At 63.3% G+C, this 21,322-nt stretch carries 23 protein-coding genes and 1 pseudogene; 11 read left to right on the top strand and 13 right to left on the bottom strand.

All coding sequences use genetic code 11. The features are described 5' to 3' along the window. Positions 1–129: 129 nt before the first annotated feature. Both NKH54_RS18700 and NKH54_RS18695 read right to left on the bottom strand, forming a co-directional pair. The gene (locus NKH54_RS18700) at positions 130–1,419 is read right to left on the bottom strand and encodes an ABC transporter substrate-binding protein (protein ID WP_023715413.1); all 1,290 of its coding nucleotides are present in this window, start codon (positions 1,417–1,419) and stop codon (positions 130–132) included. 34 nt (positions 1,420–1,453) lie between these two features. Continuing rightward, positions 1,454–2,554 (bottom strand): ABC transporter ATP-binding protein, encoded by a 1,101-nt coding sequence (locus NKH54_RS18695; protein ID WP_023689478.1) that lies wholly within the window; start codon positions 2,552–2,554, stop codon positions 1,454–1,456. A 263-nt stretch (positions 2,555–2,817) separates the two neighbouring features. Here NKH54_RS18695 and NKH54_RS18690 point away from each other — a divergent pair, with 263 nt between their 5' ends. Beyond that, positions 2,818–3,528, top strand: coding sequence for a GntR family transcriptional regulator (locus tag NKH54_RS18690; protein WP_023669398.1), 711 nt, complete (start codon positions 2,818–2,820; stop codon positions 3,526–3,528). A 3-nt stretch (positions 3,529–3,531) separates the two neighbouring features. On the opposite strand, the gene NKH54_RS18685 is transcribed toward NKH54_RS18690, so the two are convergent. Then, positions 3,532–4,761: a GNAT family N-acetyltransferase gene (locus NKH54_RS18685; RefSeq protein ID WP_353028701.1), complete on the bottom strand. Its 1,230-nt coding sequence runs from the start codon at positions 4,759–4,761 to the stop codon at positions 3,532–3,534. Between the two features lie 91 nt (positions 4,762–4,852). Between NKH54_RS18685 and NKH54_RS18680 the strand changes: the two genes are divergently transcribed. Beyond that, positions 4,853–5,911, top strand: coding sequence for a polysaccharide deacetylase family protein (locus NKH54_RS18680; protein ID WP_023693288.1), 1,059 nt, complete (start codon positions 4,853–4,855; stop codon positions 5,909–5,911). Between the two features lie 15 nt (positions 5,912–5,926). Here the strand turns inward: NKH54_RS18680 and NKH54_RS18675 are convergent, their stop codons facing one another. Then, positions 5,927–6,142: a DUF2842 domain-containing protein gene (locus NKH54_RS18675; protein ID WP_023669401.1), complete on the bottom strand. Its 216-nt coding sequence runs from the start codon at positions 6,140–6,142 to the stop codon at positions 5,927–5,929. Between the two features lie 150 nt (positions 6,143–6,292). On the opposite strand from NKH54_RS18675, the gene NKH54_RS18670 reads away from it, so the two are divergent. Beyond that, positions 6,293–7,417 carry a COX15/CtaA family protein gene (locus NKH54_RS18670; protein WP_023669402.1) on the top strand — a complete coding sequence of 375 codons (1,125 nt, stop codon included), beginning with the start codon at positions 6,293–6,295 and terminating at the stop codon, positions 7,415–7,417. Positions 7,418–7,470: 53 nt separating this feature from the next. Here the strand turns inward: NKH54_RS18670 and NKH54_RS18665 are convergent, their stop codons facing one another. From NKH54_RS18665 to speB, 3 genes are all read right to left on the bottom strand, one after another. Continuing rightward, positions 7,471–8,310: an aminoglycoside phosphotransferase family protein gene (locus NKH54_RS18665; RefSeq protein ID WP_353028700.1), complete on the bottom strand. Its 840-nt coding sequence runs from the start codon at positions 8,308–8,310 to the stop codon at positions 7,471–7,473. A gap of 61 nt (positions 8,311–8,371) precedes the next feature. Beyond that, the gene (gene argC, locus NKH54_RS18660) at positions 8,372–9,298 is read right to left on the bottom strand and encodes an N-acetyl-gamma-glutamyl-phosphate reductase (RefSeq protein WP_023700521.1); all 927 of its coding nucleotides are present in this window, start codon (positions 9,296–9,298) and stop codon (positions 8,372–8,374) included. Between the two features lie 29 nt (positions 9,299–9,327). Beyond that, on the bottom strand, positions 9,328–10,329 hold the full coding sequence (speB, locus tag NKH54_RS18655; protein WP_023669405.1) for an agmatinase: 1,002 nt from the start codon (positions 10,327–10,329) through the stop codon (positions 9,328–9,330). Between the two features lie 98 nt (positions 10,330–10,427). Between speB and NKH54_RS18650 the strand changes: the two are divergent. Beyond that, positions 10,428–10,647 (top strand): annotated as a pseudogene (locus NKH54_RS18650) (glycerophosphodiester phosphodiesterase family protein); the annotation flags it as partial. Positions 10,648–10,847: 200 nt separating this feature from the next. Here NKH54_RS18650 and NKH54_RS18645 read toward each other — a convergent pair. Continuing rightward, a complete protein-coding gene (locus NKH54_RS18645; RefSeq protein WP_352462917.1) occupies positions 10,848–11,720 on the bottom strand; it encodes an aldo/keto reductase family oxidoreductase in 873 nt (290 codons plus the stop codon). A 91-nt stretch (positions 11,721–11,811) separates the two neighbouring features. Between NKH54_RS18645 and NKH54_RS18640 the strand changes: the two genes are divergently transcribed. Next, positions 11,812–12,711 (top strand): LysR family transcriptional regulator, encoded by a 900-nt coding sequence (locus NKH54_RS18640; RefSeq protein WP_353028699.1) that lies wholly within the window; start codon positions 11,812–11,814, stop codon positions 12,709–12,711. Between the two features lie 263 nt (positions 12,712–12,974). Here NKH54_RS18640 and rpsI read toward each other — a convergent pair whose 3' ends face one another. The 3 genes from rpsI to NKH54_RS18625 form a co-directional block, all read right to left on the bottom strand. After that, positions 12,975–13,457 (bottom strand): 30S ribosomal protein S9, encoded by a 483-nt coding sequence (gene rpsI / locus NKH54_RS18635; RefSeq protein WP_023669408.1) that lies wholly within the window; start codon positions 13,455–13,457, stop codon positions 12,975–12,977. A 1-nt stretch (position 13,458) separates the two neighbouring features. Then, positions 13,459–13,923: a 50S ribosomal protein L13 gene (gene rplM / locus NKH54_RS18630; protein ID WP_023669409.1), complete on the bottom strand. Its 465-nt coding sequence runs from the start codon at positions 13,921–13,923 to the stop codon at positions 13,459–13,461. Positions 13,924–14,140: 217 nt separating this feature from the next. Beyond that, positions 14,141–14,605, bottom strand: coding sequence for a PaaI family thioesterase (locus NKH54_RS18625; protein WP_023693292.1), 465 nt, complete (start codon positions 14,603–14,605; stop codon positions 14,141–14,143). 143 nt (positions 14,606–14,748) lie between these two features. Between NKH54_RS18625 and NKH54_RS18620 the strand changes: the two genes are divergently transcribed. The 6 genes from NKH54_RS18620 to NKH54_RS18595 all read left to right on the top strand — a co-directional run bounded on the left by NKH54_RS18620 (position 14,749) and on the right by NKH54_RS18595 (position 19,233). After that, positions 14,749–15,570: an enoyl-CoA hydratase gene (locus tag NKH54_RS18620; RefSeq protein WP_352802511.1), complete on the top strand. Its 822-nt coding sequence runs from the start codon at positions 14,749–14,751 to the stop codon at positions 15,568–15,570. An 11-nt stretch (positions 15,571–15,581) separates the two neighbouring features. Beyond that, positions 15,582–16,004 carry a VOC family protein gene (locus NKH54_RS18615; protein WP_352802514.1) on the top strand — a complete coding sequence of 141 codons (423 nt, stop codon included), beginning with the start codon at positions 15,582–15,584 and terminating at the stop codon, positions 16,002–16,004. Positions 16,005–16,009: 5 nt separating this feature from the next. After that, entirely contained in the window at positions 16,010–16,792 is a 783-nt protein-coding gene (locus tag NKH54_RS18610; protein ID WP_352802517.1) for an AAA family ATPase, read from the top strand. Beyond that, on the top strand, positions 16,789–17,310 hold the full coding sequence (locus NKH54_RS18605; RefSeq protein WP_023705040.1) for a CoA-binding protein: 522 nt from the start codon (positions 16,789–16,791) through the stop codon (positions 17,308–17,310). Before NKH54_RS18610 ends, NKH54_RS18605 begins: the two co-directional genes overlap by 4 nt. A gap of 167 nt (positions 17,311–17,477) precedes the next feature. Beyond that, positions 17,478–18,758: an O-acetylhomoserine aminocarboxypropyltransferase gene (locus NKH54_RS18600; protein ID WP_023711524.1), complete on the top strand. Its 1,281-nt coding sequence runs from the start codon at positions 17,478–17,480 to the stop codon at positions 18,756–18,758. Between the two features lie 127 nt (positions 18,759–18,885). Then, on the top strand, positions 18,886–19,233 hold the full coding sequence (locus tag NKH54_RS18595) for a cupin domain-containing protein (RefSeq protein ID WP_023734124.1): 348 nt from the start codon (positions 18,886–18,888) through the stop codon (positions 19,231–19,233). A 21-nt stretch (positions 19,234–19,254) separates the two neighbouring features. Here NKH54_RS18595 and NKH54_RS18590 read toward each other — a convergent pair whose 3' ends face one another. Both NKH54_RS18590 and NKH54_RS18585 read right to left on the bottom strand, forming a co-directional pair. Then, positions 19,255–19,992: a transporter substrate-binding domain-containing protein gene (locus NKH54_RS18590; RefSeq protein WP_023734123.1), complete on the bottom strand. Its 738-nt coding sequence runs from the start codon at positions 19,990–19,992 to the stop codon at positions 19,255–19,257. Next, a complete protein-coding gene (locus NKH54_RS18585) occupies positions 19,989–21,236 on the bottom strand; it encodes a cytochrome P450 (protein ID WP_353028698.1) in 1,248 nt (415 codons plus the stop codon). Before NKH54_RS18585 ends, NKH54_RS18590 begins: the two co-directional genes overlap by 4 nt. Between the last annotated feature and the right edge of the window lie 86 nt (positions 21,237–21,322).

The following is a 21,322-nucleotide window of genomic DNA, read 5'->3' as shown; positions in this document are numbered from 1 at the left end:
TCGCCAAACTCCAACGTTGCTAACGAAGAGCCAGCCATGACGCTGCCAATCTCCCCCCAAGTGGGGGAGATGTCCGGCAGGACAGAGGGGGGCGCGAAGGATCGCAACATCACAGTGAACGCGTCCGCTCTACGCCGCGATGAACTCGTTCCAGCGCTTCACCATGTAGCGGTCCTCGTCCATGACCGAGTTCCAGCAGGCGACCTTGCCCATGCGCTCTTCGAACGAGCCGCCGTCGCGCACGGCGCCGGCCTTTTCCATGACGGTGCCGTCCGGCGCCTTGATCTCGCCCTTGGCCGGCTTGCCTTCGATCCAGTAGCCCCATTCGTCGTCGGACATGAACTTCTTGGCCGAGACCATATTGGCGGAATAGTAGCCCTGGCGGTTGAGATAGCCGCCGACCCAGCCCGACGTATACCAGTTGATGTATTCGTAGGCCGCGTCGAGTTCGGCGCCCTTGAGATGGGCGGCAAGGCCAAGGCCGCCGCCCCATGAGCGGTAGCCCTCCTTGAGCGGCTGGAAGCGGCAGGCGATGCCTTTGGAGCGCACGGCAGCGACGGCCGGCGACCACATCGACTGGATGACCACTTCGCCCGATGCCATCAGGTTGACGCTCTCGTCGAACGACTTCCAGAAGGCGCGGAACTGGCCGGCCTGCTTGGCCTTGATGAGGAAGTCGATCGTCTTGTCGATCTCTTCCTTGGTCATGTTGCCCTTGTCGGCATATTTGATGCTGCCTGTGGCCTCCATGATCATGGCCGCATCCATGATACCGATGGACGGGATGTTGAGGATCGCGGTCTTGCCCTTGAAGGCCGGGTCCATGATGTCGGCCCAGGTGGTGATGTCGCGGCCGACGAGGTCGGGCCGGATGCCTAGCGTATCGGCGTTGTAGATCGTCGGCACCATGGTGAACCACTTGGTCGGCGCCTTGGCGAAGGTCTTTGAGTCCTGCGCTTCGACATAGCCGACCGTGTGCGGCGCGGTGCCCTGGGCAATGATGCTGTCGGGCGTCAGCTTGCCGGTTTTGAACAACGGCACCAGCTCGTCGTAGTATTTCAGCTTACTGACATCCATCGGCTGCAGCACGCCGCTCGGGAACACCTTCTTGCAGATCCAGTATTCGATGTCGGCGATGTCATAGCTGTCGGGCTGGGTCACGGCGCGCTGGGCGGCCGCGTCCGAATCGGTCGCCGTCATTTCCAGCGTGATGCCGAGGTCGGCCTTGCACTTGTCGGCGATCGCGTTCAGGTTCGACACGCCGGTGCCGAACTGGCGCAGCGTGATGTTGGACTGCGCCCAGATGGTCGGGAAGCCTGTAATGGCGCCCGAGCCTGCGGCGAGGCCGACGGCGGCCGCACCTGTCTTGAGCAACGAACGGCGCGAAATTCCGGTCTTTGTTTCCACTGTTTTTGTCATTCCTATTCCCCTGTTTTGTTTTGCTTCGTTGAATTCATGAATGAAGGCGGCCGAGGACGATGGCGTCCTCGGAATCCCAGGCGAGCGGTACGGCGTCGCCAAGGGCGACGGGTTTGGCGAAGAAGTCGGAATCGTCGATGATGACCGTGAAATCGTCGATGCCGCCGCCGGTGACCGACAGCTTCACCGTGGCGCCGCGATATTCGATGTTGGAGACGATGCCGGTGAAGCCGAGGCCGGGAGAGGGTGCTTCGCCGATGCGCACATGGTCGGTGCGGATGGCGATGTCGATCGGCGTGCCCACCTCCTGGCCCGCCTCCCGGCCTTGCCCGCGGGCGGCGAGCGAGGCGCCACCATTGACGTCGAAGACGACCATGCCGTCGCGCGCGCCGGTGACCCGGCCGGAGATGACATTGTGGTCGCCCATGAAGCGCGCGACGAAGGCGGTGGCCGGCCTTTCGAACACATCTCGTGGCGGTGCCGCCTGTTCGATGCGGCCGTCATTCATCACCACGATCAGGTCCGCCAAGGCCATGGCCTCCTCCTGACTGTGGGTGACGTGGACAAAGGTGATGCCGAGCGAGGTCTGCAATTTCTTCAGCTCGGCGCGCATGCGTATCTTCAGGAACGGGTCGAGTGCCGACAGCGGCTCGTCGAGCAGCAGCGCCTCGGGATCGGTGATCAGAGCGCGGGCGAGTGCAACACGCTGCTGCTGGCCACCGGAAAGCTGCGCCGGCCGGCGCGTCGCATAGGCCTCCATCTGCATCAGCTTGAGCATGTCGAGCGCCTTGGCACGGCGCTGCTCCTTGTCGACGCCCTTCATCTTCAGGCTGAAGGCGACATTGTCGACAAGGTCGAGATGCGGAAACAGCGCATAGGACTGGAACATCATCGCCGTGCCACGCTTTGCCGGCGGCAGGTCGGTGACGACAATGTTGCCGAGGCGGACATCGCCCGACGAAATGCTTTCGTGGCCGGCGATCATGCGCAGCGTCGAGGTCTTGCCGCAGCCGGAGGGGCCAAGCAAGCAGCAATAGGTGCCTGCCGGTATTTTCAGGCTGATGGCCTCGACGGCAGTCGTCGTTCCGTACACTTTCGAAACGGACACGATGTCGATCTCGGCGGCTTTGGACATTCAGGCTTCCCCGTTTGGTCGCATTACCCAATGCATTATGCGTGCCAATCGGCGGCAACCGGTCCAAGCGTTTGAATCGACAGAAAAATCGGGGTTCTTGCCCACTGCCTAGCCGGTAGGCTATCTTGTGCATTGCACAAATTATGGGCGATTGTGCGCGATCTGCACAAGAATCGTATGCAATCTTTTTTGGCTTCGTGTCCACTTGCCTCTCGTGCGCAGGCGACGAGTTGCGCTAGAAGAGGCTGGGAACCATCATCGCCATGAACATTGCCGATCAGATCCATTCCGCCGACAGCGCCAACCAGGATCGCGCCCAGGCGATTCGCGACAATCTGCGGGACGCCATCGTCGACCGTCGGCTGACGCCCGGCACCAAGCTGTCGGAAGGCGAGGTCGGCACGCTGTTCGACGTCTCGCGCACCGTCGCGCGCGCGGCGCTGCAGATGCTGTCCTTCGAGGGGCTGGTGCGTACCGAGCGCAACCGTGGCGCCTTCGTCGCCAACCCTTCGCCCGAGGAAGCGCGCCAGGTGTTCGCATCGCGCCGGCTGATCGAGCCGGGCATAGCCATTGCCGCCTGTGGGCGGGTCACAGCCACCGATATCGCTGCGTTCCGCGCGCAGCTCGACGAGGAAGGCCGCTTCATCGCCGAGCGCGGCCCAACCGCGCGGCGCTCCGAAATCAAGGCGTCGGGCGATTTCCATCTGCTGCTCGCCTCCGTCGCCGGCAATGCCATCCTGCAGCGCTTCATGGAGGAGCTGGTGGCGCGTTCGTCGCTGGTGATCGCCCTTTACGGACGATCCGGCGTGTCGGCCTGCGGGCACAGTGAGCACACGGAAATGGTCGGCGCGCTGGAGAGCGGCGATTGCGGGTTGGTGAGCCGGCTGATGCTGCACCATATCGACCACATCGAGGCGGATCTCGACCTGCGGGTCAGGGCCGGCCCGGCGCTCCGCGAAGCGCTGAATTTCTGAACGCTAGTTTTCGTCGTCCGTGGGAGCGGGCGCTGCCTGTCCGGCGGCCTTGCGGCGCAGCATCTTGGTCAGTTTCCAGACCGTCGGGTTGTTCTTGATGAAGGCTTTCGCCCGTGCGCCCTGCCGCAGCGCCGACGCCAGGGCGCGTCCCTTCAGCGTCAGGGGCGCCAGCACCTCGAAATGCTGGGTCTCGATATCGCACCAGAGCCGCTTGTAGGGCTCGTCGCCGACCGAGAAATCATAGACATCGAAGCCTGTTTGGCAGGCTTCCTCGATGATGTCGAAGAAAAGGAAATCGCCGGGGCTGGTGTGGCCGAGATCGTCCTCGGCGATGGCGCCGAATTCGCAGATCAGGCGTTTGCCCGAGCGGCTCGAGCCGGTGATTGCGCGCAGCTTGCCGGCCACTTCGAGCCCATGCAGCACAAAGGCCGGTTTCTCCTCGGCCAGCGCGCCGGCGAAGAGGGCACGGAAGAAAGCCCGCACCTCCGGCTCGCCGAAGACATTGGCGATGCCCATCTTGGCGAAGCGGAACTCCTTCATCTCGAAGAAAGCGTCGAGCAGCCGGTTCACGTCTTCCGGTGTCTGCGCCTCGATGCGGCGATGAACGCCGACCGCCTCGAACTTGCGTGTCTGCGAACGGTGCTTCTTGCGCTTGCGCTTGCCGCCCACACGCGACAGCAGCACATCGAAACCACCGTCGAGATTGACGGCGAGCGACAGGTTTGGGCTCGGAAAGTTGGAGAACGCCGCCAGCGGATTGGCAACGCCATCGAGGTCGGGGAGCAGCCTTTCCAAGGCAACGAGATCGATGTCGGGGCGCGCCTTGCCGATCGCCGTCACCAGCCTGCGGATCCCCCCGGCATCGGCCTTTGCCAGCCATGCCGGATCGGCGGCGGCGAAATTGCCGTTGGCATGGCGCCCGCCCATGAAGCGGGCGACGCGGAATGGACCAGTTCGCGTGATTTCCAGTGCCAGTGCAAAGACCGGCCTGTCCTCGATTGTCAGCGTGGCAATGACGGCATCGGGATTGGCCTGCGCCGTCCAGGCACGAACCCAGGCCGCGCTTTGCGCCGGCGCAAACAGCGCCGAACGGCAGAATTCGCCGTAAGAGGCGAGCGCGGCAGCATCTGCGATCGACACCGACAGACTGGTCTGGTCGGCAGCCGGCGTGCGCGCAGACGCCTTGCTTGCGGCGAGCCGATTGCCGTCAAATGACGCGGTGGCGTCAACCATACCTCAATCCTTAAGGCGTATTCGTCGCGATCAGGAGTTCGCGTCGGCGCGTTCCGTGCTTGGATCGAGCCTAGGCGCAAAAGGTGAATGAATGATCGACGGTGGTGAGGCAGTTCGGAAACTGGCGCTTAATATCGCCCGCTTTACCGGCCTTGCACCGCTGGCCAAGCCGTTCGTCGGCGGCATTGGCGCCATCCTCATGTTGCATCGGGTCACCGCCACGCCGGAGAAGCCGGACGGCGTTAACCGCCACCTCAACATCGCCCCGCGATTCCTCGACGCTCTCGTCGCCGACATGAAGTCGAGGGGCTATGCCTTCGTCACCCTTGACGAGGCGATCGAGCGCATCAAGGCCGGCGGCAAGGACGGCCAGTTCGCCACCATCACCGCCGACGACGCCTATCGCGACAACATGACCGAAGCGCTGCCAGTGCTGGAAAAGCACGACGCGCCGATCACCATCTATGTCGCGCCGGGTCTGATCGACGGCAGCGCCGATTTATGGTGGGACGTGGTCGAGGATATCGTCAACGCGCGGGAGCGTTTGACGCTGGCGACGCCGAAGGGGCCGGTGACCATAGACTGCTCGACCCACGGCAAGAAACTCCACGCCAATGCGCGTCTGCATGCCTATCTGACGCTCGAGGTGCGCGAGGAGGATCAGCGCGCCGTGCTGCGCGATCTGGCGCACTCGAACGGCATCGACCTCGATGGCTTGCGCCCAAGCACGCTGATGACTTGGGACGATATCCGCGCCGTGGCCGGGCACAGGCTGGTGACGATCGGCGCGCATACGGTCAACCACCGCAACCTGAAGCGGCTCGACGAAGCCGATGCGCGCCATGAAATCGTCGACGTCAGGCGCCAGCTGCAGGCGCAGCTCGGCGAAGACCCACGTCATCTCGCTTACCCCTATGGTTACGCCAGCGCTGTCGGCTGCCGCGAAGTGGGCTTTGCCCGCGACGCCGGCTACGCCTCGGCGGTGACCACTCGCCACGGCGTGCTGCACGCCGAGCACGCCGGCTTCCTGCACGCGCTGCCGCGCATTTCGATCAACGGCCGCTACCAGAGCGTCGCCCATATCCGCACCATGTTGTCGGGCTTAACGACGCCGCTGGCCAATGCCGGCAAAATGGTGGTCACCATCTAACCTGGGGCGGGCTCTTCAGCCTTTCGGCGGCGGCTCCAGGATCAGCCATTTGATGATGCCCATGGCAGGCAGCACCCAGAACAGGCCGCTGAACAGGAAGAACAGGAAGTGCACCAGCGGGCTGGATTGCGACAGCTGCGCGACCGCTATGATCGACGCGACCAGCGCATAGATGATGACCAGCGCCACCAGCAGGAAAGTTCCGATCAGCTTTTTCAGGCGGATGGGCATGAGCGTTCTCGTTGATCGCCTCCGCTTAGGCCCAACCGCGCGCCTGTGCAACCCGGGAGATGCGGCGCGACGGCGTGCCGCGCCGTCCGGTCTTGTCAGCCGGGTTGCGATGGTTCACCAATCCGCCACGTCAACCTGCCGGGACCAACCATGGCCGCCATATCAGCCGCCGCGCCTTACATTGACCGCGATCGCGACTTGAAAAATCGGGCGCTGGTGCGCGGCTGGCTGTATGTCGTGCTTCTGGTGCTGTTTGCGCTGGTGCTGGTCGGCGGCGCCACCAGGCTCACCAATTCCGGCCTGTCGATCACCGAGTGGAAGCCGATCCACGGTGTGATACCGCCGCTCAATGACGCGGAGTGGCAGGAGGAATTCCAGCTTTATCAAAAGATTCCGCAATATGCCGAGCTCAACAAGGGCATGAGCCTGGACGCCTTCAAATCGATCTTCTGGTGGGAATGGGCGCACCGCATCCTGGCGCGCAGTGTCGGCCTGGTCTTCGGCCTGCCGTTGCTGGTCTTGTGGGCGACGCGCCGCATCGAGCGCGGCCTTGGGCCAAAGCTGGTCGGTATTCTGCTGCTTGGTGGCCTGCAAGGCGCCATCGGCTGGTGGATGGTGGCCTCCGGCCTGGTCGACCGCGTCTCCGTCAGCCAGTACCGGCTGGCGACGCATTTGACGCTTGCCGCCCTGATCTTCACTGCCACCATGGTGGTCGCGCGCGGGCTGGCGCCGCATTCGGAGCCTGCCGCCGGCCGGTCGACGCAAAGACTGGCCGGTTTCATCGTGCTGCTGGCGCTGGTCCAGATCTATCTCGGCGGGCTGGTCGCAGGGCTCGACGCCGGCCTGAGCTACAACACCTGGCCGCTGATGGACGGCAAGATCATCCCCGGCGAGCTGCTGCTGCTCGAACCGGCCTGGCGCAATTTCTTCGAGAACCCGAAGACGGTGCAGTTCGTCCACCGGCTCGGCGCCTATACGGTCTTTGCCATCGCGCTCTGGCATATGATAGCGACGCGCCGGCGGCTGCCGGGCACGACACACGCACGCCGCGCAACGCTGCTGTTTCTGCTGGTGCTGGTGCAGGCCTCGATCGGCATCGGCACGCTGCTGATGCAGGTGCCGCTGCACATGGCGCTGACCCATCAGGCCTTCGCGCTGGTCCTGCTGGGATTTGCCGCCGCCCACTGGCGCGGCAACAAGGGCGCCTATCCACTGCCAACGCGGCCGCCCATGAACGCAGGTACATCGTCTACGGTGTCTTGGCCGTCGCAATAATCTATTTCGCGAACGAACTGCCTCGCTACGTCTAAAGCGCGAGGCTGCGCCGGTCAGAAGCTGAGCCGCACCTTTCGGATCACTCCCGCAACCGACAGCTCGCGGTTCTCGTCGACCGCATTCTCGTCCTCATGATGCCATGCGGCCGACAGGCAGCCATAGGCGATGGCATGGTCGAGAATGGCAGCCGGCGTCTGGCCGAGTGTCCTGGCGAAGATCTCAGCCATATGCGCGATGCGCTCGGGATCGAGGCAGAGGTCGTCGCGCCCCAGTGGGTTGTAGAACAGATTGGCGGCGTCGAAGCCGGGATCGCCGAGCACGCCCTTCGGGTCGATCGCCAGCCAGCCGCGCGCACCGTGCAAAATGTTGTCGTGATGCAGGTCGCCATGCAGCGGCTTGACCGCATGCGGGGCATCGAGCAGCCGGTCCGCGATTTCGGCGGCCTCGATATAGAGGCTGTGCTCTCCGGCGTCGCGATCGGCTCCGGCCTTTTTGAACAGGCTGGCAAACCGTGTCCGCAGCGGCTGCAGGTCCGGCGGGGCAGGGCGTCTTGAGGGCGAGAACAGTCTCCCCATCAACTCGGCCGCGATTGCGGTCGCGGCGTTGTCGCCTTCTTTGGCCAGAACGTCGGAAAGCAGGGTGTCGCCGGCATATTCGAGCAGCATGCGGTGGCCGTCCCGGCCAAGCAGCCGCACCGCGCCTTCGCCGCGCCGCCATGCGAGATAGTGCTCGCCGCGCAACTCGTCCTTGACATCGTCGAATGGTTTGAGCGCCTTGACGATGGCCGGCGAGCCGTCCTCACGCCGCACCTTCCAGATGCGGCTCGAAAACGTCTCCGCAATGAGCTCGGGCGCGCTGATCTTCCAGCGCTTTGGAAATGCAGGCGCGTCCATTCAGAGCGTGATGCCGAAAAGTGTTAAGCGGTTTTCGGGCAACATGCTCTCTCCAACTGAATTAAAGGCCGAGCATCAGATCCATGTTCTGAACGGCAGCACCCGAGGCGCCCTTTCCGAGATTGTCATAGACCGCAATCAGCAGCGCCTGCGCCCTGTCGTCATTGGCAAAGACATAGACCTTCATGCGGTTGGTGCCGTTATAGACCTCGGGATTGATCTCGGGCAGGCGCTCCACGTGCTCGTAAGGAGCTACCTCGACCACGCCGCCCTTGATGGCGGCAAAATGGTCGGCGATTGCCGCGTGCAGTTCGGCGCCGACCGGCACATGGTCGAGCCCGCCGAGCTGCAGCGGCACCACTGTGATCATGCCTTGGGCGAAATTGCCGACCGCCGGCTGCATGATCGGATCGTGCGACAGCTTCGCATAGGTGCGCAGCTCCGGCACATGCTTGTGCTGCAGGGTCAGCCCATAGACCTGGAATTCAGAGGCATCCTCGCCCTTGGCGACATAGTCCTCGATCATCGGCCGGCCGCCGCCCGAATAGCCCGAAATGCCATTGACGGTGATCGGGAAATCCGCCGGCAGCAGGCCGGCGGCGACCAGCGGCCGCAGTGTCGCGATCGGTCCTTGCGGCCAGCAGCCGGGATTGGCGACGCGTTTTGCATTGGCGATGATCTTGGCCTGGCCCTTTTCCATCTCGGCAAAGCCATATTCCCAGCCCTCGGCTACGCGATGCGCCGTGGAGGCGTCGATCACCTTGGTGGTGTCGTTGGCAATCAGCGATACGCTTTCCTTGGCAGCCGCATCCGGCAGGCACAGGATGGCGACATCGGCTGCATTGAGGAACTCGGCGCGCGCCGCCGTTTCCTTGCGGCGCTCGGCCGGGATCGAGATGATCTCGAGGTCGCCGCGCTCGGCCAGCAGCGCCCGGATCTGCAGGCCGGTGGTGCCGTGTTCGCCATCGATGAAGATTTTCGGTTTCATGTGCCCGTCAATTCCCTGCTAATTCAGGCCTATATGCCCTGGCCATGGTTTGCCGCGCCATGGTTGCCGCTGTTCAGCTCTTCCGCCCGCGCTTTTCGCTCGGCCACCAGGCCGAGATAGTGCATGGCCACCATCGAGCCGGCGATCGCCGTTATATCGGCGTGATCATAGGCCGGCGCAACCTCGACGACGTCGGCGCCGACAATATCGACTTGGCCGAGCTGGCGCAGCGTCGACAGGATTTTCGCCGAGGACGGTCCGCCGGCAACCGGCGTGCCGGTGCCGGGCGCAAAGGCCGGGTCGAGGCAGTCGATGTCGAAGGTGAGATAGGTCTTCCTGCCGCCGGTGCGGTCGACGATCGCATAGGCGATGTCGGAAGCCCGCATCTCCTCGATCTCGTGACCGTAAAGGATCTTGATGCCGAACGTATCGGGGGCATGCGTGCGGATGCCGATCTGGATCGAGCGGTCGGGGTCGATGATGCCTTCATTGACGGCGCGGCCGACGAACGAACCATGGTCGATGCGCTTGCCATCGTCGGGCCAGGTGTCCTGGTGCGCATCGAACTGCACCAGCGCCAGCGGCCCGTGGATGGCGGCATGTGCCTTGAGCAGCGGCCAGGTGACGAAATGATCGCCGCCGAGCGACAACAGGAAGGCACCCGATTTCAGGATCTTCGCCGCCTCGCGCTCGATCGTGCCTGGTGTCTTCTGGTGATTGCCCGAATCGAGCAGGCAATCGCCATAGTCGATGACAGCGAGATGCTCGAACAGGTCGCGCGAGAACGGATATTGCGGGTCGTTGTCGAGGATCGCCGAGGCGCGGCGGATCGCCTGCGGCCCGAAGCGCGCGCCCGGCCGGTTGGTGACGGCGGCATCGAACGGAATGCCCCACACGACGGCGTCCGCGCCCTTTGCATCCTTGGTGTATTTGCGCCGCATGAACGACAGCGCGCCGGCATAGGTCGGCTCGAAGGAAGGCCCCGTCTTGGAGCGGGCGGTGAACGCGTTGTCGATGGTCTGGTTCGCCATTACGGGTCCTTCTTTGTTCATCGGGCTGCCACAACTATAGAACCGGCACGCAAGATGCCAGTCACAGCTTGGCGAAGGACTTGTATAGCCAAGGCGCAAGGCCCGGCGGCTTCCTCTCCGGCGGCTGCGGCGATGAACTGGCGGTGCAGGCCGGCATTTCGGCCGAGATCACGGTTTCTGGGCCGAACGCGGCGCCACCATCATCCAGACCGACGAACCGAAGGCTGCGATTGGCTGGCTGGGGGCCAATGTGTTTCGGGTGCCTTATGTGGATGAGGCGAAGCCGGCCGAGCCGCGAATACGGCGAGTATCAATTAGAAATCGTACGTCGGCGCCATCACATCACCCGGCGCTGCGCGCCGACCTCCCCATCGAGGGGAGGTAGGGCGTTGGCGCTTTAGATTCCGACAGTCGTAGCGATTGCGAGGCATGCAAGGCTGCCGCGACCTCCTACCTCCCCTCGATGGGGAGGTCGCGCCGAAGGCGCGGGTGGGGTGACAGCGCCGCCCGCAAAATCTTCACGCCGCTTTCGCCACCCCATCCAATTCCCTCAGCACATCAGCCGACAGCTCCAGTTCCGCCGCCGCCAGGTTCTCTCTCAAATGCCCGACCGACGACGTCCCCGGGATCAGCAGGATGTTCGGCGAGCGGCGCAGCAGCCAGGCGAGCGCGACCTGCAAGGGTGTGGCGCCGAGCCGCGCGGCCACATCCGACAAGGTCGACGACTGCAGCGGGCTGAAACCGCCGAGCGGGAAGAACGGCGTGTAGGCGATACCGGCGCGCGCCAGTTCATCGATCAACGCGTCGTCGTCGCGATGCGCCAGATTGTACTGGTTCTGCACACAGACGATCTCGGCGATCCCACGGCCTTCCTCGACCTGCGCTGGGGTGACGTTGCTCAGGCCGATATGGCGCACCAGGCCCTTGCGCTGCAGTTCGGCAAGCGCGGTCAACTGCGCCTCGATCGAGCCCTCGGCCGGACCCATCACCCCGAACATGATGCGCAGATTGACGACATCCAGCACCTCAAGGCCGAGATTCCTGAGATTGTCGTGCACGGCCTGCTCTAGTTCCTTGGCGGAATAGGCAGGCAGCCAGGAGCCGTCGCTGCCGCGCCGCGCCCCGATCTTGGTGACGATGACGAGGTCTTGCGGATAGGGCGCCAGCGCTTCGCGGATCAGCTGGTTGGTGACATGCGGGCCATAATAGTCGCTGGTGTCGATGTGGTTGACCCCGGACGCCACCGCTTCGCGCAGCACAGCAATGGCCGCGTCCCGATCTTTCGGCGGACCGAAAACGTGCGGGCCGGCAAGTTGCATGGCGCCGTAGCCGAGCCGTTTCACGGTGTGGCTGCCGAGGGTGAATGTGCCGGATTTTTGGATGGTGGACATGGTCGATCTCCTTTGAGGAGGCGAAGATAGACGCTGCTCAACCTTGGGATAATAAGGTACAATCCGTACAGCTTGTGCGGAATGGCGAACAATGATGGATCTTGGCGATCTGAATGCTTTCGTGACGGTGGCGCGTGCCGGCGGTTTTCGCGAAGGGGCTCGCGCCGGCGGCGGCAGCGCGTCGGGCCTGAGCGAAGCGGTGCGCCGCCTGGAGACGCAGCTCGGCGTCAGGCTGTTCAACCGCACCACACGCAGCGTTGTTCCAACCGACGCAGGCCTCAGCCTCTTGGGAAGGCTTGGCCCGGCGCTGTCGGAGGTGGAGGCGGCCCTCGACGTGGTCAATGGCTTTCGCGACAGGCCGGCCGGTTCGCTGCGCCTCAACGTCCCGGTCAGCGCCGCGCGGCTGATATTGCCCGACATCGTTCCGGGCTTCCTCGCCGCCTATCCCGGCATTCGGCTGGAGGTCATCGCCGATGAGAACTTCGTCGACGTGTTGGCGGCCGGCTGCGACGCCGGCATCCGCTATGACGAGCGACTGGAGCAGGACATGATCGCGGTGCCGATCGGACCGCGCGTCCAGCGCTTCGCCACTGGCGCCAGCCCCGCCTATCTCGAGCGCCATGGGCGGCCGCAGCACCCGAGCGACCTGCTTGGCCATGCTTGTCTGCGCGGTCGTTTTGCCAGCGGTGCGATGCTGCCGTGGGAATTCGAGCGCGACGGCGAGGTGGTGCGGGTCGACACGACGGGGCCGTTGATCGTGCGCATCGGCGGGGCGAGCGATCTTGCCGTCCATGCGGCGATTGCCGGCAGCGGCATCGTCGCTCTCTTTGAAGGGTGGCTTCGCCCTCACTTCGAAAGCGGTGACCTGGAGCCCGTGCTCGAACCGTGGTGGCAGAGCTTTCCCGGGCCATTTCTGTACTATCCCGGACGGCGTCTGGTTCCGGCGCCGCTACGGGCGTTTATCGATTATATCAAGGCCGGCAAGTTCTGAGACTTGAACCGAGGCCGGCGCCATCACCCCACCCGGCGCTTCGCGCCGACCTCCCCATCGAGGAGAGGTAGGGCGTCGCGCTCTTATGGCCGGGTTTTGGTGTCAGCCGAGCCCCCGTGGATTGTTCAGGGCGGCAAAACTGCCGTGACCCCTACCCCCCTCGATGGGGAGGTCGCGCCGAAGACGCGGGCGGGGTGACTGCCGTGACCCAAACAAAAAAGCCGCCCGGAGGCGGCCTTTCGATGTCTGGAACATCGCAGCGCTTAGCGCTTCGAGAACTGGAAGGAACGACGGGCCTTCGCCTTGCCGTACTTCTTGCGCTCGACGACGCGGCTGTCGCGGGTCAGGAAGCCGCCCTTCTTGAGCACGGCGCGCAGTGCCGGCTCGTAGTAGGTCAGCGCCTTGGAAATGCCGTGACGAACGGCACCGGCTTGGCCGGAGAGGCCGCCGCCGATGACGGTGGCGACGATGTCGTACTGGCCGGCGCGGTTGGAAGCGATGATCGGCTGGTTGAGGATCATCTGCAGGACCGGACGCGCGAAATAGGTCGCGAATTCCTTGTCGTTGACGACGATCTTGCCGGAACCCGGCTTCACCCAGACGCGCGCAATGGCGTTCTTGCGCTTGCCGGTGGCGTAGGCGCGGCCCGACTTGTCGAGCTTCTGGACATGCACGGGTGCTGCCGGCTGGGTGTTGGTGTTGCCGGTGGCGGCGCCCAATTCTGCGAGCGAGGAAAGCTCAGCCATCTTATGCAACCTTCTTGTTCTTGGCGTTCAGCGCGCCGACGTCGAGGGTGACGGGCTGCTGGGCGACATGCGGATGTTCCGTGCCTGCATAGACGCGGAGGTTCTTCATCTGGCGACGGCCGAGCGGCCCGCGCGGGATCATGCGTTCGACGGCCTTCTCGACGACACGCTCGGGGAAACGGCCCTCGAGCAGCTGGCGCGCGGTGCGCTCCTTGATGCCGCCGGGGTGACCGGTGTGCCAGTAGTAGACCTTGTCGGTGAACTTCTTGCCGGTGAACACCACCTTGTCGGCATTGATGACGATGACGTTGTCGCCGTCGTCGACATGCGGGGTGAAGGTGGGCTTGTGCTTGCCGCGAAGATGATTGGCGATGACAGTGGCGAGACGGCCGACGACGAGACCCTCGGCGTCGATCAGCACCCACTTCTTCACCACATCCGCAGGCTTCTGCGAAAAGGTTGCCATGGATTTTTCTGCTTTCGGTTAGGACCTTCCGAAGAAGGCGTTTCTTGTTGCTTGGATTGGCGACAAGGCACTTGCCCGCCGCCAATAACAAAACGGCGGCCTTTGCGGGCCGCTGCTTCGTGACGGCTTATAGGCGAGGGGAGTGGGCACGTCAAGGCGCAGGAAACGCACGTCTGCTCGCAAAGTGTAATAAAAACAAAGGTTTGACCAAAAGGTATTATTTTACCACATCGGCGGCGCGCTTCGGCGGGATCGAATAGGTGCCGGTCGCATGCGCTACCGTGTGTCCCTTCGGTCCGGCAACGATGTCGATATCGAACACCATCAGGCTCTTGCCCAGCTTCAGGATGCGGCAATGGCCGTCGATCGGCCCGGCTTCGGCCTTGCGGACAAAATTGATGTTGAGGTTGACCGTAACCGAAAGCGCATCCGGTCCTGCGTGGCTGAGCACGCAGACATAGCCGCCAATGTCGGCCAGCGTGAACAGCGAGGGCCCGGACACCGTGCCGCCGGGACGCAAATGCCGTTCGCTGGCGTTGAGCCGCACCGTGCAGCCGCCCGGAAACACATCGAGCGCCTCATACGACGTGAACTCGTCGTTGAGCTGCGGGTAGACGCTGGCCATCAGCGCATTGACTTCAGCCGCCGTCAGCACCGGCTTGAGATTATCCTGGGCGGGCATGTCGGTCTCTCGTTCAATGCCGGGCCTGTATGAACGCAATGATGCGCTTCTGGCAACACCTCTGGCGCAAGCGATGGGTGTTGATGAAACTCGATCCGATATTAGATAGTCTGGCGCGCCGGCGGAATCGCGGAGACCTTGTCATGGCCGAAATCCTTTCTATCAAACCTGTTGCCATAGACGGGCCGGTCATCGCCAGGCTGGACAAGGGCGTGCTGCGCCTGACGCTCGCCAATCCGCCCGCCAATGCCTTGTCGCTTTCCGTCATGGCGGCACTGAGCGCCGAGCTCGACCATGCCAAGGTCAACAAATCGGTCCGCGTCATCGTCCTGGCGGCCGCCGCGAAAGTCTTTTGCGCCGGCCACGATCTCAAGGAAATGACCGCGCGCCGCGCCGACGCCGACAAGGGCAAGGGGTTTTTCGAGCAGACATTTTCGGCTTGCGCGGCGTTGATGCAGCAGATCGTGCGCCATCCGCTCCCGATCATCGCCGAAGTCGATGGCCTAGCCACCGCTGCGGGGCTGCAACTGGTTTGCAGTTGCGACCTCGCCATTGCCTCGCATGAAGCGACCTTCTGCACGCCGGGCGTCAATATCGGCCTGTTTTGTTCGACGCCGATGGTGGCGCTGTCACGCAACGTGTCTCACAAGCACGCCATGGAAATGCTGCTCACCGGCGAGACCATCGATGCCGCAACCGCCAAGGAATTCGGCCTGGTCAACCGCGTCGTGCCGCGCGAATACCTGAATCAGATCGTCACCAAATACGCGCAAACCATTGCCTCCAGATCATCTCTGGTGGTCAAGACCGGCAAGGAAGCCTTTTACGCGCAGGCCGAGATGGGGTTGGCGGACGCGTATGCCTATACCGGCCGCGTCATGGTCGAGAACATGCTGGCCCGCGACGCCGAGGAAGGCATCGGCGCCTTCATCGGCAAGCGCAAACCGGAATGGACGGACGAATAGGTTTTCGATCCATGGAACCGCGCATCTCCATCATCACCATCGCCACCGACGATCTCGAGCGCGCCGTGCGCTTTTACGAAGGCATGGGCTTGAAGCGCCACGCCGGCATCACCGATGGCGTCGCCTTCTTCCAGATGGGCGGCGCCATTCTCGGCCTGTTCCCGAGGCCAAGCGCCGAGGAGGATTCAGGCATTGCCTTCGCCGCAGCACCGTCGGCGGTCTACCTCGCCTACAACACCCGCTCCGATGCCGAAGTCGACGACGTGCTGGCGGCCGCCGAGAAGGCCGGCGGCAGGATCGTCAAGCCGGCAAGCCGCGCCTTCTGGGGCGGCTGGTATGGATATTTCGCCGATGCCGACGGCCATGTCTGGGAAGTCGCACACAATCCGGCCTTTCCGATCACGGAAGACGGCTCGATCTCGCTGCCCGACTGACCCGGATGGCGTACCGCAAGCAACTGACGCGGCTGAAGGCGCCCTATCTCAAGCGCATCCTGATTGACCCCGAGCGCGTGGAAGATTGGGAAAAATATCCATGGAACCTGCCGCTGTTTCGCGGCCGTGAATTCGAGCTCGAATTCACCACGCCGATCACCATCATTGTCGGTGAAAACGGCACCGGCAAATCGACACTGCTGGAAGCCATCGGCGCGCTGGCCGGTTACGACGAGGCCGGCGGCGGCAAGGGCTATCGTCCGGTCGATCATTCCATCGCCATCGACAAGAGCGGTGCGGCACTGGCGAATACATTCCGCGGCCACTGGCTGCCAAAAGTCACCGCCGGCTGGTTCTTTCGTGCCGAATCTTTTTACTCGGTCGCGCGCTATCTCGACCAGGCGGCACTCGAAGACCCGTTCGGACCGCCGCCGCCGGACTTCCTGTCCTGGTCGCATGGCGAAGGGTTCATTCGCTTTTTCGAGGAGCGCTGCCGCCGGCAAGGCATCTACATCCTCGATGAGCCCGAAAGCGCGCTGTCGCCGTCGCGGCAGATCGAATTGTTGAAGATGCTGCGGCGCATGGACCAGTCAGGCACGGCGCAAGTGATCATGGCGACGCATTCGCCGCTGCTGATGGCTTGTCCCGGCGCGCGGCTGTTTCGCATCAGCCGCTTCGGCCTCGACCCCACAGATTTCAGCGATACCGATCATTTTCGCATGATGCGCGACTTCTGCACGGACCCGCAGTCCTTTATGGAGGAAGCACTGAGGGAGACCGACGAGTGAACCACGATAGCTACGACAATGCCTATATCGGCGGCATCCTCAATTCGGTGAAGACCATCGCCATGGTCGGCGCATCGGCGAATGATGTCAGGCCAAGCTTTTTCGTGCTGAAATACCTGCTGGCCAAGGGCTTTTCGGTGTTTCCGATCAATCCGGGGCAGGCCGGCAAGGAAATCCTCGGCCGCATGACCTATGCCAGCCTTGCCGATCTGCCTGAACCGGTCGACATGGTCGACATCTTTCGCGCCTCCGCAGCGGTGCCCGGCATTGTCGATGAGGTGCTGAAGCTCGACCCCTTGCCGAAAGTCGTCTGGATGCAGCTTGGCGTGCGCGATGACGAGGCGGCGACGCGTGCCGAGGCGGCCGGTATCAAGGTGGTGATGAACCGCTGCCCGAAGATCGAATATGGCAAGCTGTCGGGCGAGATCGGCTGGACCGGCGTCAACTCCGGTGTGCTTTCGTCGAAGAAGCCGCTGATGCGGTCGGGATTCCAGAGTTTCGGTGTGCGCCAGAAGTAAGGCAGTGAATGGTGAATGGTGAATAGAAGGATTTTCCTGGAAGCCGGGTAAAGCCGCATATGAGCGGCTTGCAATCAAGGTGGGACTGGCCGACTTTGCGACCACCATTCATCGCTCACCATTGACCATTTCATCATTCACACGTTTACCGCTCAGAGAGGTTTTCGATGACCCGCACGCCCGGTTTCAACACGCTCGCCGTCCATGCCGGCGCCAAGCCCGACCCGGCGACGGGCGCACGCGCCACGCCGATCTACCAGACGACCTCCTTTGTGTTCGACGATGCCGACCATGCCGCCTCGCTGTTCGGGCTGAAGGCCTTCGGCAACATCTACACCCGCATCATGAACCCGACCCAGGCGGTGCTGGAAGAGCGGATCGCGGCGCTCGAAGGCGGCACGGCTGCACTTGCCGTTGCTTCCGGCCATGCCGCACAGGTGATCGTGTTCCACAATCTCATGCGGCCTGGCGATAATTTCGTCGCCGCCACAAGGCTTTACGGTGGTTCGATCAATCAGTTCGGCCATGCCTTCAAGAATTTCGGCTGGGAGGTGCGTTGGGCCGACACCAACGACATCTCCACTTTCGAAAGCCAGATCGATGGCAAGACCAAGGCGATCTTCATCGAGAGCCTGGCCAATCCCGGCGGCACCTTCGTCGACATCGAGAAGATCGGCGACATCGCCCGCAAGCACGGCTTGCCGCTCATTGTCGACAACACGCTGGCCTCGCCCTATCTGGTGCGGCCGATCGAGCATGGCGCCGACATCGTCGTCCATTCGCTGACCAAGTTCATCGGCGGCCACGGCAATTCGATCGGCGGCGCCATCGTCGATGGCGGCACGTTCGACTGGTCGAAATCCGGCAAATATCCGATGCTGTCGGAGCCGCGCCCCGAATATGGCGGCCTTGTCCTGCACGAAACCTTCGGCAATTTCGCCTTCGCCATCGCCGCGCGCGTGCTTGGCCTGCGTGACATCGGCCCGGCGATTTCGCCGTTCAATGCCTTCCTGATCCTGACCGGGCTGGAGACCTTGCCGCTCAGGATGCAACGCCATTGCGACAATGCGATCACCGTAGCCGGCTGGCTGTCCAACCACCCCAAGGTCGCCTGGGTCAACTATCCCGGCCTGCCCAGCGACAAGAACAACGCGCTGCAGAAGAAATACTCGCCGCAAGGCGCCGGTGCTGTCTTCACCTTCGGCCTGAAGGGCGGCTACGAGGCCGGCATCAAGTTCGTCGAGGCGCTCGAACTGTTCTCGCACCTCGCCAATGTCGGCGACACCAAGTCGCTGGTCATCCATCCGGCATCGACCACGCATCGCCAGCTTTCCGACGAGCAGAAGGTCAAGGCGGGTGCGGGACCGGACACGGTCCGGCTTTCCGTCGGCATCGAGGATGTCAACGACATCGTCGCCGATCTGGAACAGGCTTTGGCCAAGGTTTGATTTTTTGTAGTGAGTAGTGAGTAGTGGTCGGTATTCACTAGTTAGCAGTGATTAGTGATTAGCCACCCGTTCGAGGGAGCGCTTTCCGCTCACTACTCACTACTCACTAACCTGTTGGAGGCAAACCCTGTCCGCGCATTACCTGGCCATATCGACCGACAGCGTCGACGCCGAGATTGGCGCCCCGGCGCCGAATCGTCTGATTGCGGGCGATCCGAAGTTCCGCACCTGGAATGTCGAGGAGCGCGATGGCCGCCTCTATGCCGGCATCTGGGAAGCGACGCCGGGCAAATGGCGCATCGAATATGACGAATGGGAGTTCTGCCACATCCTGTCCGGCGTCTCGGTGGTTGCCGAGGATGGCGGCGAGGCGCGCACGGTGCGCGCCGGCGACAGCTTCGTGCTCAGGCCAGGCTTCAGGGGCAGCTGGGAAGTGCTTGAAACGACCCGCAAGGAGTATGTGATCAAGCTCTGACGCTCGCGGCGCGCTTGGACTTCACAAAAGCCGATCGATGTCAGTGTCGGAAAAGCCGTATCCGCTCATCATCTCCCTGTGCCAGGGACTTCCAAGCAAATCACTGAGACATGAATCGACGCGCTGGAGCAGGGTGGCACTGCCTTTGGCGAGAGCGAAAGCGCCGGGCGCTGGCTGTTTTTCGACTGCCGGGACGTCGACGACGTCGAGAGGCGCGTCGGGTCGCCGGCTCAGATAGCCGCGATGCGCGAGCGCTGCACTCGCATAGGCATGCACCACGCCGGCCGCGACGGCGTTAGCTGCTTCGGCCTGAGTGGCAAATATCCTTAGCCGTTCGGGCTGAATAGCGTTTTGCAGGGCCGTCCGGTGCTGGATCTGGCCCGATATGACGCCGATCAGCGCCGTCCGATCATTGGCGACGGACCGATAGCCATCGAAGGCGCGGGGATTGTCTTTCGCGACCAGCAATCCATTCGCCAGCATCCAGATCGGCCTTGTGAAGTCGACCAGCTTCCGGCGGTCGTCGGAAATGAACAGGCCGGTGGTTATGTCCCACCGATCTTCGGCAAACCCAGGCAGCAGCTCGGCAAACTCGGTCTCGATGGGCAAAAGTTCCAGCCCGAGCGTCAGGCAGACCCTCTTGGCCAGTGGGCATCGCTGCCGCCCAGACGTCCCGATCCGTCGATAAAGCAGAAGGGTGGTTCCTGTAGAAAGGCGAATCTCATTTTCTCGGGCATGCGTCGGCTCCGCCGTCCTCACAAGCTCACAATGAGCTTTTCCAGCCCATGAAAATGATAGGTGTCGCGGAAGCGCGGCTGCTCCGCAAGATGGAGTTGCGGCTGCCGCTCGAACAGGGTTTTCAGCGACACCTGCAATTCCAGCCGCGCCAGCGGCGCACCAATACAGAAATGGATACCGGCGCCGAACGAGACATTCTTCTGGTCTGGTCGGCCGGGCCGGAAGGCGCCAGGTTCGGCAAAGGCAAGCGGATCATGATTGGCCATGCCGAGCAGCAGGCCGACCGTCTCGCCCGGTTGTACGACAACCCCGGATGTCACCTCGACCTCCTGATAGGCGTAGCGGGTGAACATGTGCAGCGGCGCGTCGAAGCGCAGGCACTCCTCGACCGTCGCAGCGGTTGCTTCCGGCGAGGTGAAGAAACGGCCGGGGTCGCCGCCTTGCGCCAGCAACGTGCGCACGGCGTTGCCGGTTTGATGGACGGTCGCCTCGTGGCCGGCATTGAGCAACAGGATGGCGGACGAGACCAACTCGGCTTCCGACAGCTTTTGGCCATCCTCCTGCGCCGCGATCAGCAGCGACAGCAGGTCGTCGCTAGGCTTCTTGCGCCGCTCGGTGACATAGCCGCGCAAAAAGTCGGAAAAATCGCGCGCGGCGCGATTGGCCGCTTCCTCGGTCTCGCGCGTCCGGCCATGCATGTACATGGCCACCATCCGGTGCGACCAGTCGAGCAGTTGCGGCCCCATTTCGACCGGCACACCGAGCATTTCGGCAATGATGGTGATCGGAAAAGGTGCGGCGAAGCTGGGCAATAGATCAACCTGGCGCGGCTCGAAACGGTCGATCAGCTCATTGGCCAGCGCCTCCACGCGCGGCCGCAGCCGCTCGACCTGGCGCGAGACGAAGGCGCGGTTGACCAGGGTTCTGAGCCTGGTGTGCACCGGCGGCTCCAGCTCCAGCATCGAATTGCTCTCGATGCCGTCGAAAGCGGCCAAATGCGAGCGATCCTCGCCGATGCCGCGGCTGTCGGGAATGCCGGCCGGGTTCTGGCGGCCGAAGCGGCGGTCGCGCAACAGCCGGTTGACGTCGTCGAAGCCGCCAAAGCACCAGAAGCCGAATTCCTCCCAGAAGAAGGCATTCGATGCGCCATGCAGGACGGCATAGGCGTCGTAGGGGTTCTGGAAAAACGCCGGTTCGTGCGGATCGAGCCGCAGGCGGCGCGTGGCTGGATCAAAGGCGAGGTAGGGCGGCATGGATGTGGTCATGCCAGACCATTACCGCGGCTTGCCGGCTTGGTGCCAGACCGGATGTTGGCACCCGACGGCCCTATGGATTGAGCCAACCGAGGCGG

The organism is Mesorhizobium sp. M1004 (genome assembly GCF_040318795.1).
Taxonomy (GTDB): domain Bacteria; phylum Pseudomonadota; class Alphaproteobacteria; order Rhizobiales; family Rhizobiaceae; genus Mesorhizobium.
The sequence above is the reverse complement of the archived record's forward strand: the minus strand, read 5'-3'. Positions and strand labels throughout refer to the sequence as shown.

What these genes read in the sequence shown, in the direction of transcription:
- NKH54_RS18700 (WP_023715413.1), bottom strand. Translation starts at nt 1,419, where the DNA reads ATGACAAAAACAGTGGAAACAAAGACCGGAATTTCGCGCCGTTCGTTG.
- NKH54_RS18695 (WP_023689478.1), bottom strand. Translation starts at nt 2,554, where the DNA reads ATGTCCAAAGCCGCCGAGATCGACATCGTGTCCGTTTCGAAAGTGTAC.
- NKH54_RS18690 (WP_023669398.1), top strand. Translation starts at nt 2,818, where the DNA reads ATGAACATTGCCGATCAGATCCATTCCGCCGACAGCGCCAACCAGGAT.
- NKH54_RS18685 (WP_353028701.1), bottom strand. Translation starts at nt 4,761, where the DNA reads ATGGTTGACGCCACCGCGTCATTTGACGGCAATCGGCTCGCCGCAAGC.
- NKH54_RS18680 (WP_023693288.1), top strand. Translation starts at nt 4,853, where the DNA reads ATGATCGACGGTGGTGAGGCAGTTCGGAAACTGGCGCTTAATATCGCC.
- NKH54_RS18675 (WP_023669401.1), bottom strand. Translation starts at nt 6,142, where the DNA reads ATGCCCATCCGCCTGAAAAAGCTGATCGGAACTTTCCTGCTGGTGGCG.
- NKH54_RS18670 (WP_023669402.1), top strand. Translation starts at nt 6,293, where the DNA reads ATGGCCGCCATATCAGCCGCCGCGCCTTACATTGACCGCGATCGCGAC.
- NKH54_RS18665 (WP_353028700.1), bottom strand. Translation starts at nt 8,310, where the DNA reads ATGGACGCGCCTGCATTTCCAAAGCGCTGGAAGATCAGCGCGCCCGAG.
- argC (WP_023700521.1), bottom strand. Translation starts at nt 9,298, where the DNA reads ATGAAACCGAAAATCTTCATCGATGGCGAACACGGCACCACCGGCCTG.
- speB (WP_023669405.1), bottom strand. Translation starts at nt 10,329, where the DNA reads ATGGCGAACCAGACCATCGACAACGCGTTCACCGCCCGCTCCAAGACG.
- NKH54_RS18645 (WP_352462917.1), bottom strand. Translation starts at nt 11,720, where the DNA reads ATGTCCACCATCCAAAAATCCGGCACATTCACCCTCGGCAGCCACACC.
- NKH54_RS18640 (WP_353028699.1), top strand. Translation starts at nt 11,812, where the DNA reads ATGATGGATCTTGGCGATCTGAATGCTTTCGTGACGGTGGCGCGTGCC.
- rpsI (WP_023669408.1), bottom strand. Translation starts at nt 13,457, where the DNA reads ATGGCTGAGCTTTCCTCGCTCGCAGAATTGGGCGCCGCCACCGGCAAC.
- rplM (WP_023669409.1), bottom strand. Translation starts at nt 13,923, where the DNA reads ATGGCAACCTTTTCGCAGAAGCCTGCGGATGTGGTGAAGAAGTGGGTG.
- NKH54_RS18625 (WP_023693292.1), bottom strand. Translation starts at nt 14,605, where the DNA reads ATGCCCGCCCAGGATAATCTCAAGCCGGTGCTGACGGCGGCTGAAGTC.
- NKH54_RS18620 (WP_352802511.1), top strand. Translation starts at nt 14,749, where the DNA reads ATGGCCGAAATCCTTTCTATCAAACCTGTTGCCATAGACGGGCCGGTC.
- NKH54_RS18615 (WP_352802514.1), top strand. Translation starts at nt 15,582, where the DNA reads ATGGAACCGCGCATCTCCATCATCACCATCGCCACCGACGATCTCGAG.
- NKH54_RS18610 (WP_352802517.1), top strand. Translation starts at nt 16,010, where the DNA reads ATGGCGTACCGCAAGCAACTGACGCGGCTGAAGGCGCCCTATCTCAAG.
- NKH54_RS18600 (WP_023711524.1), top strand. Translation starts at nt 17,478, where the DNA reads ATGACCCGCACGCCCGGTTTCAACACGCTCGCCGTCCATGCCGGCGCC.
- NKH54_RS18585 (WP_353028698.1), bottom strand. Translation starts at nt 21,236, where the DNA reads ATGACCACATCCATGCCGCCCTACCTCGCCTTTGATCCAGCCACGCGC.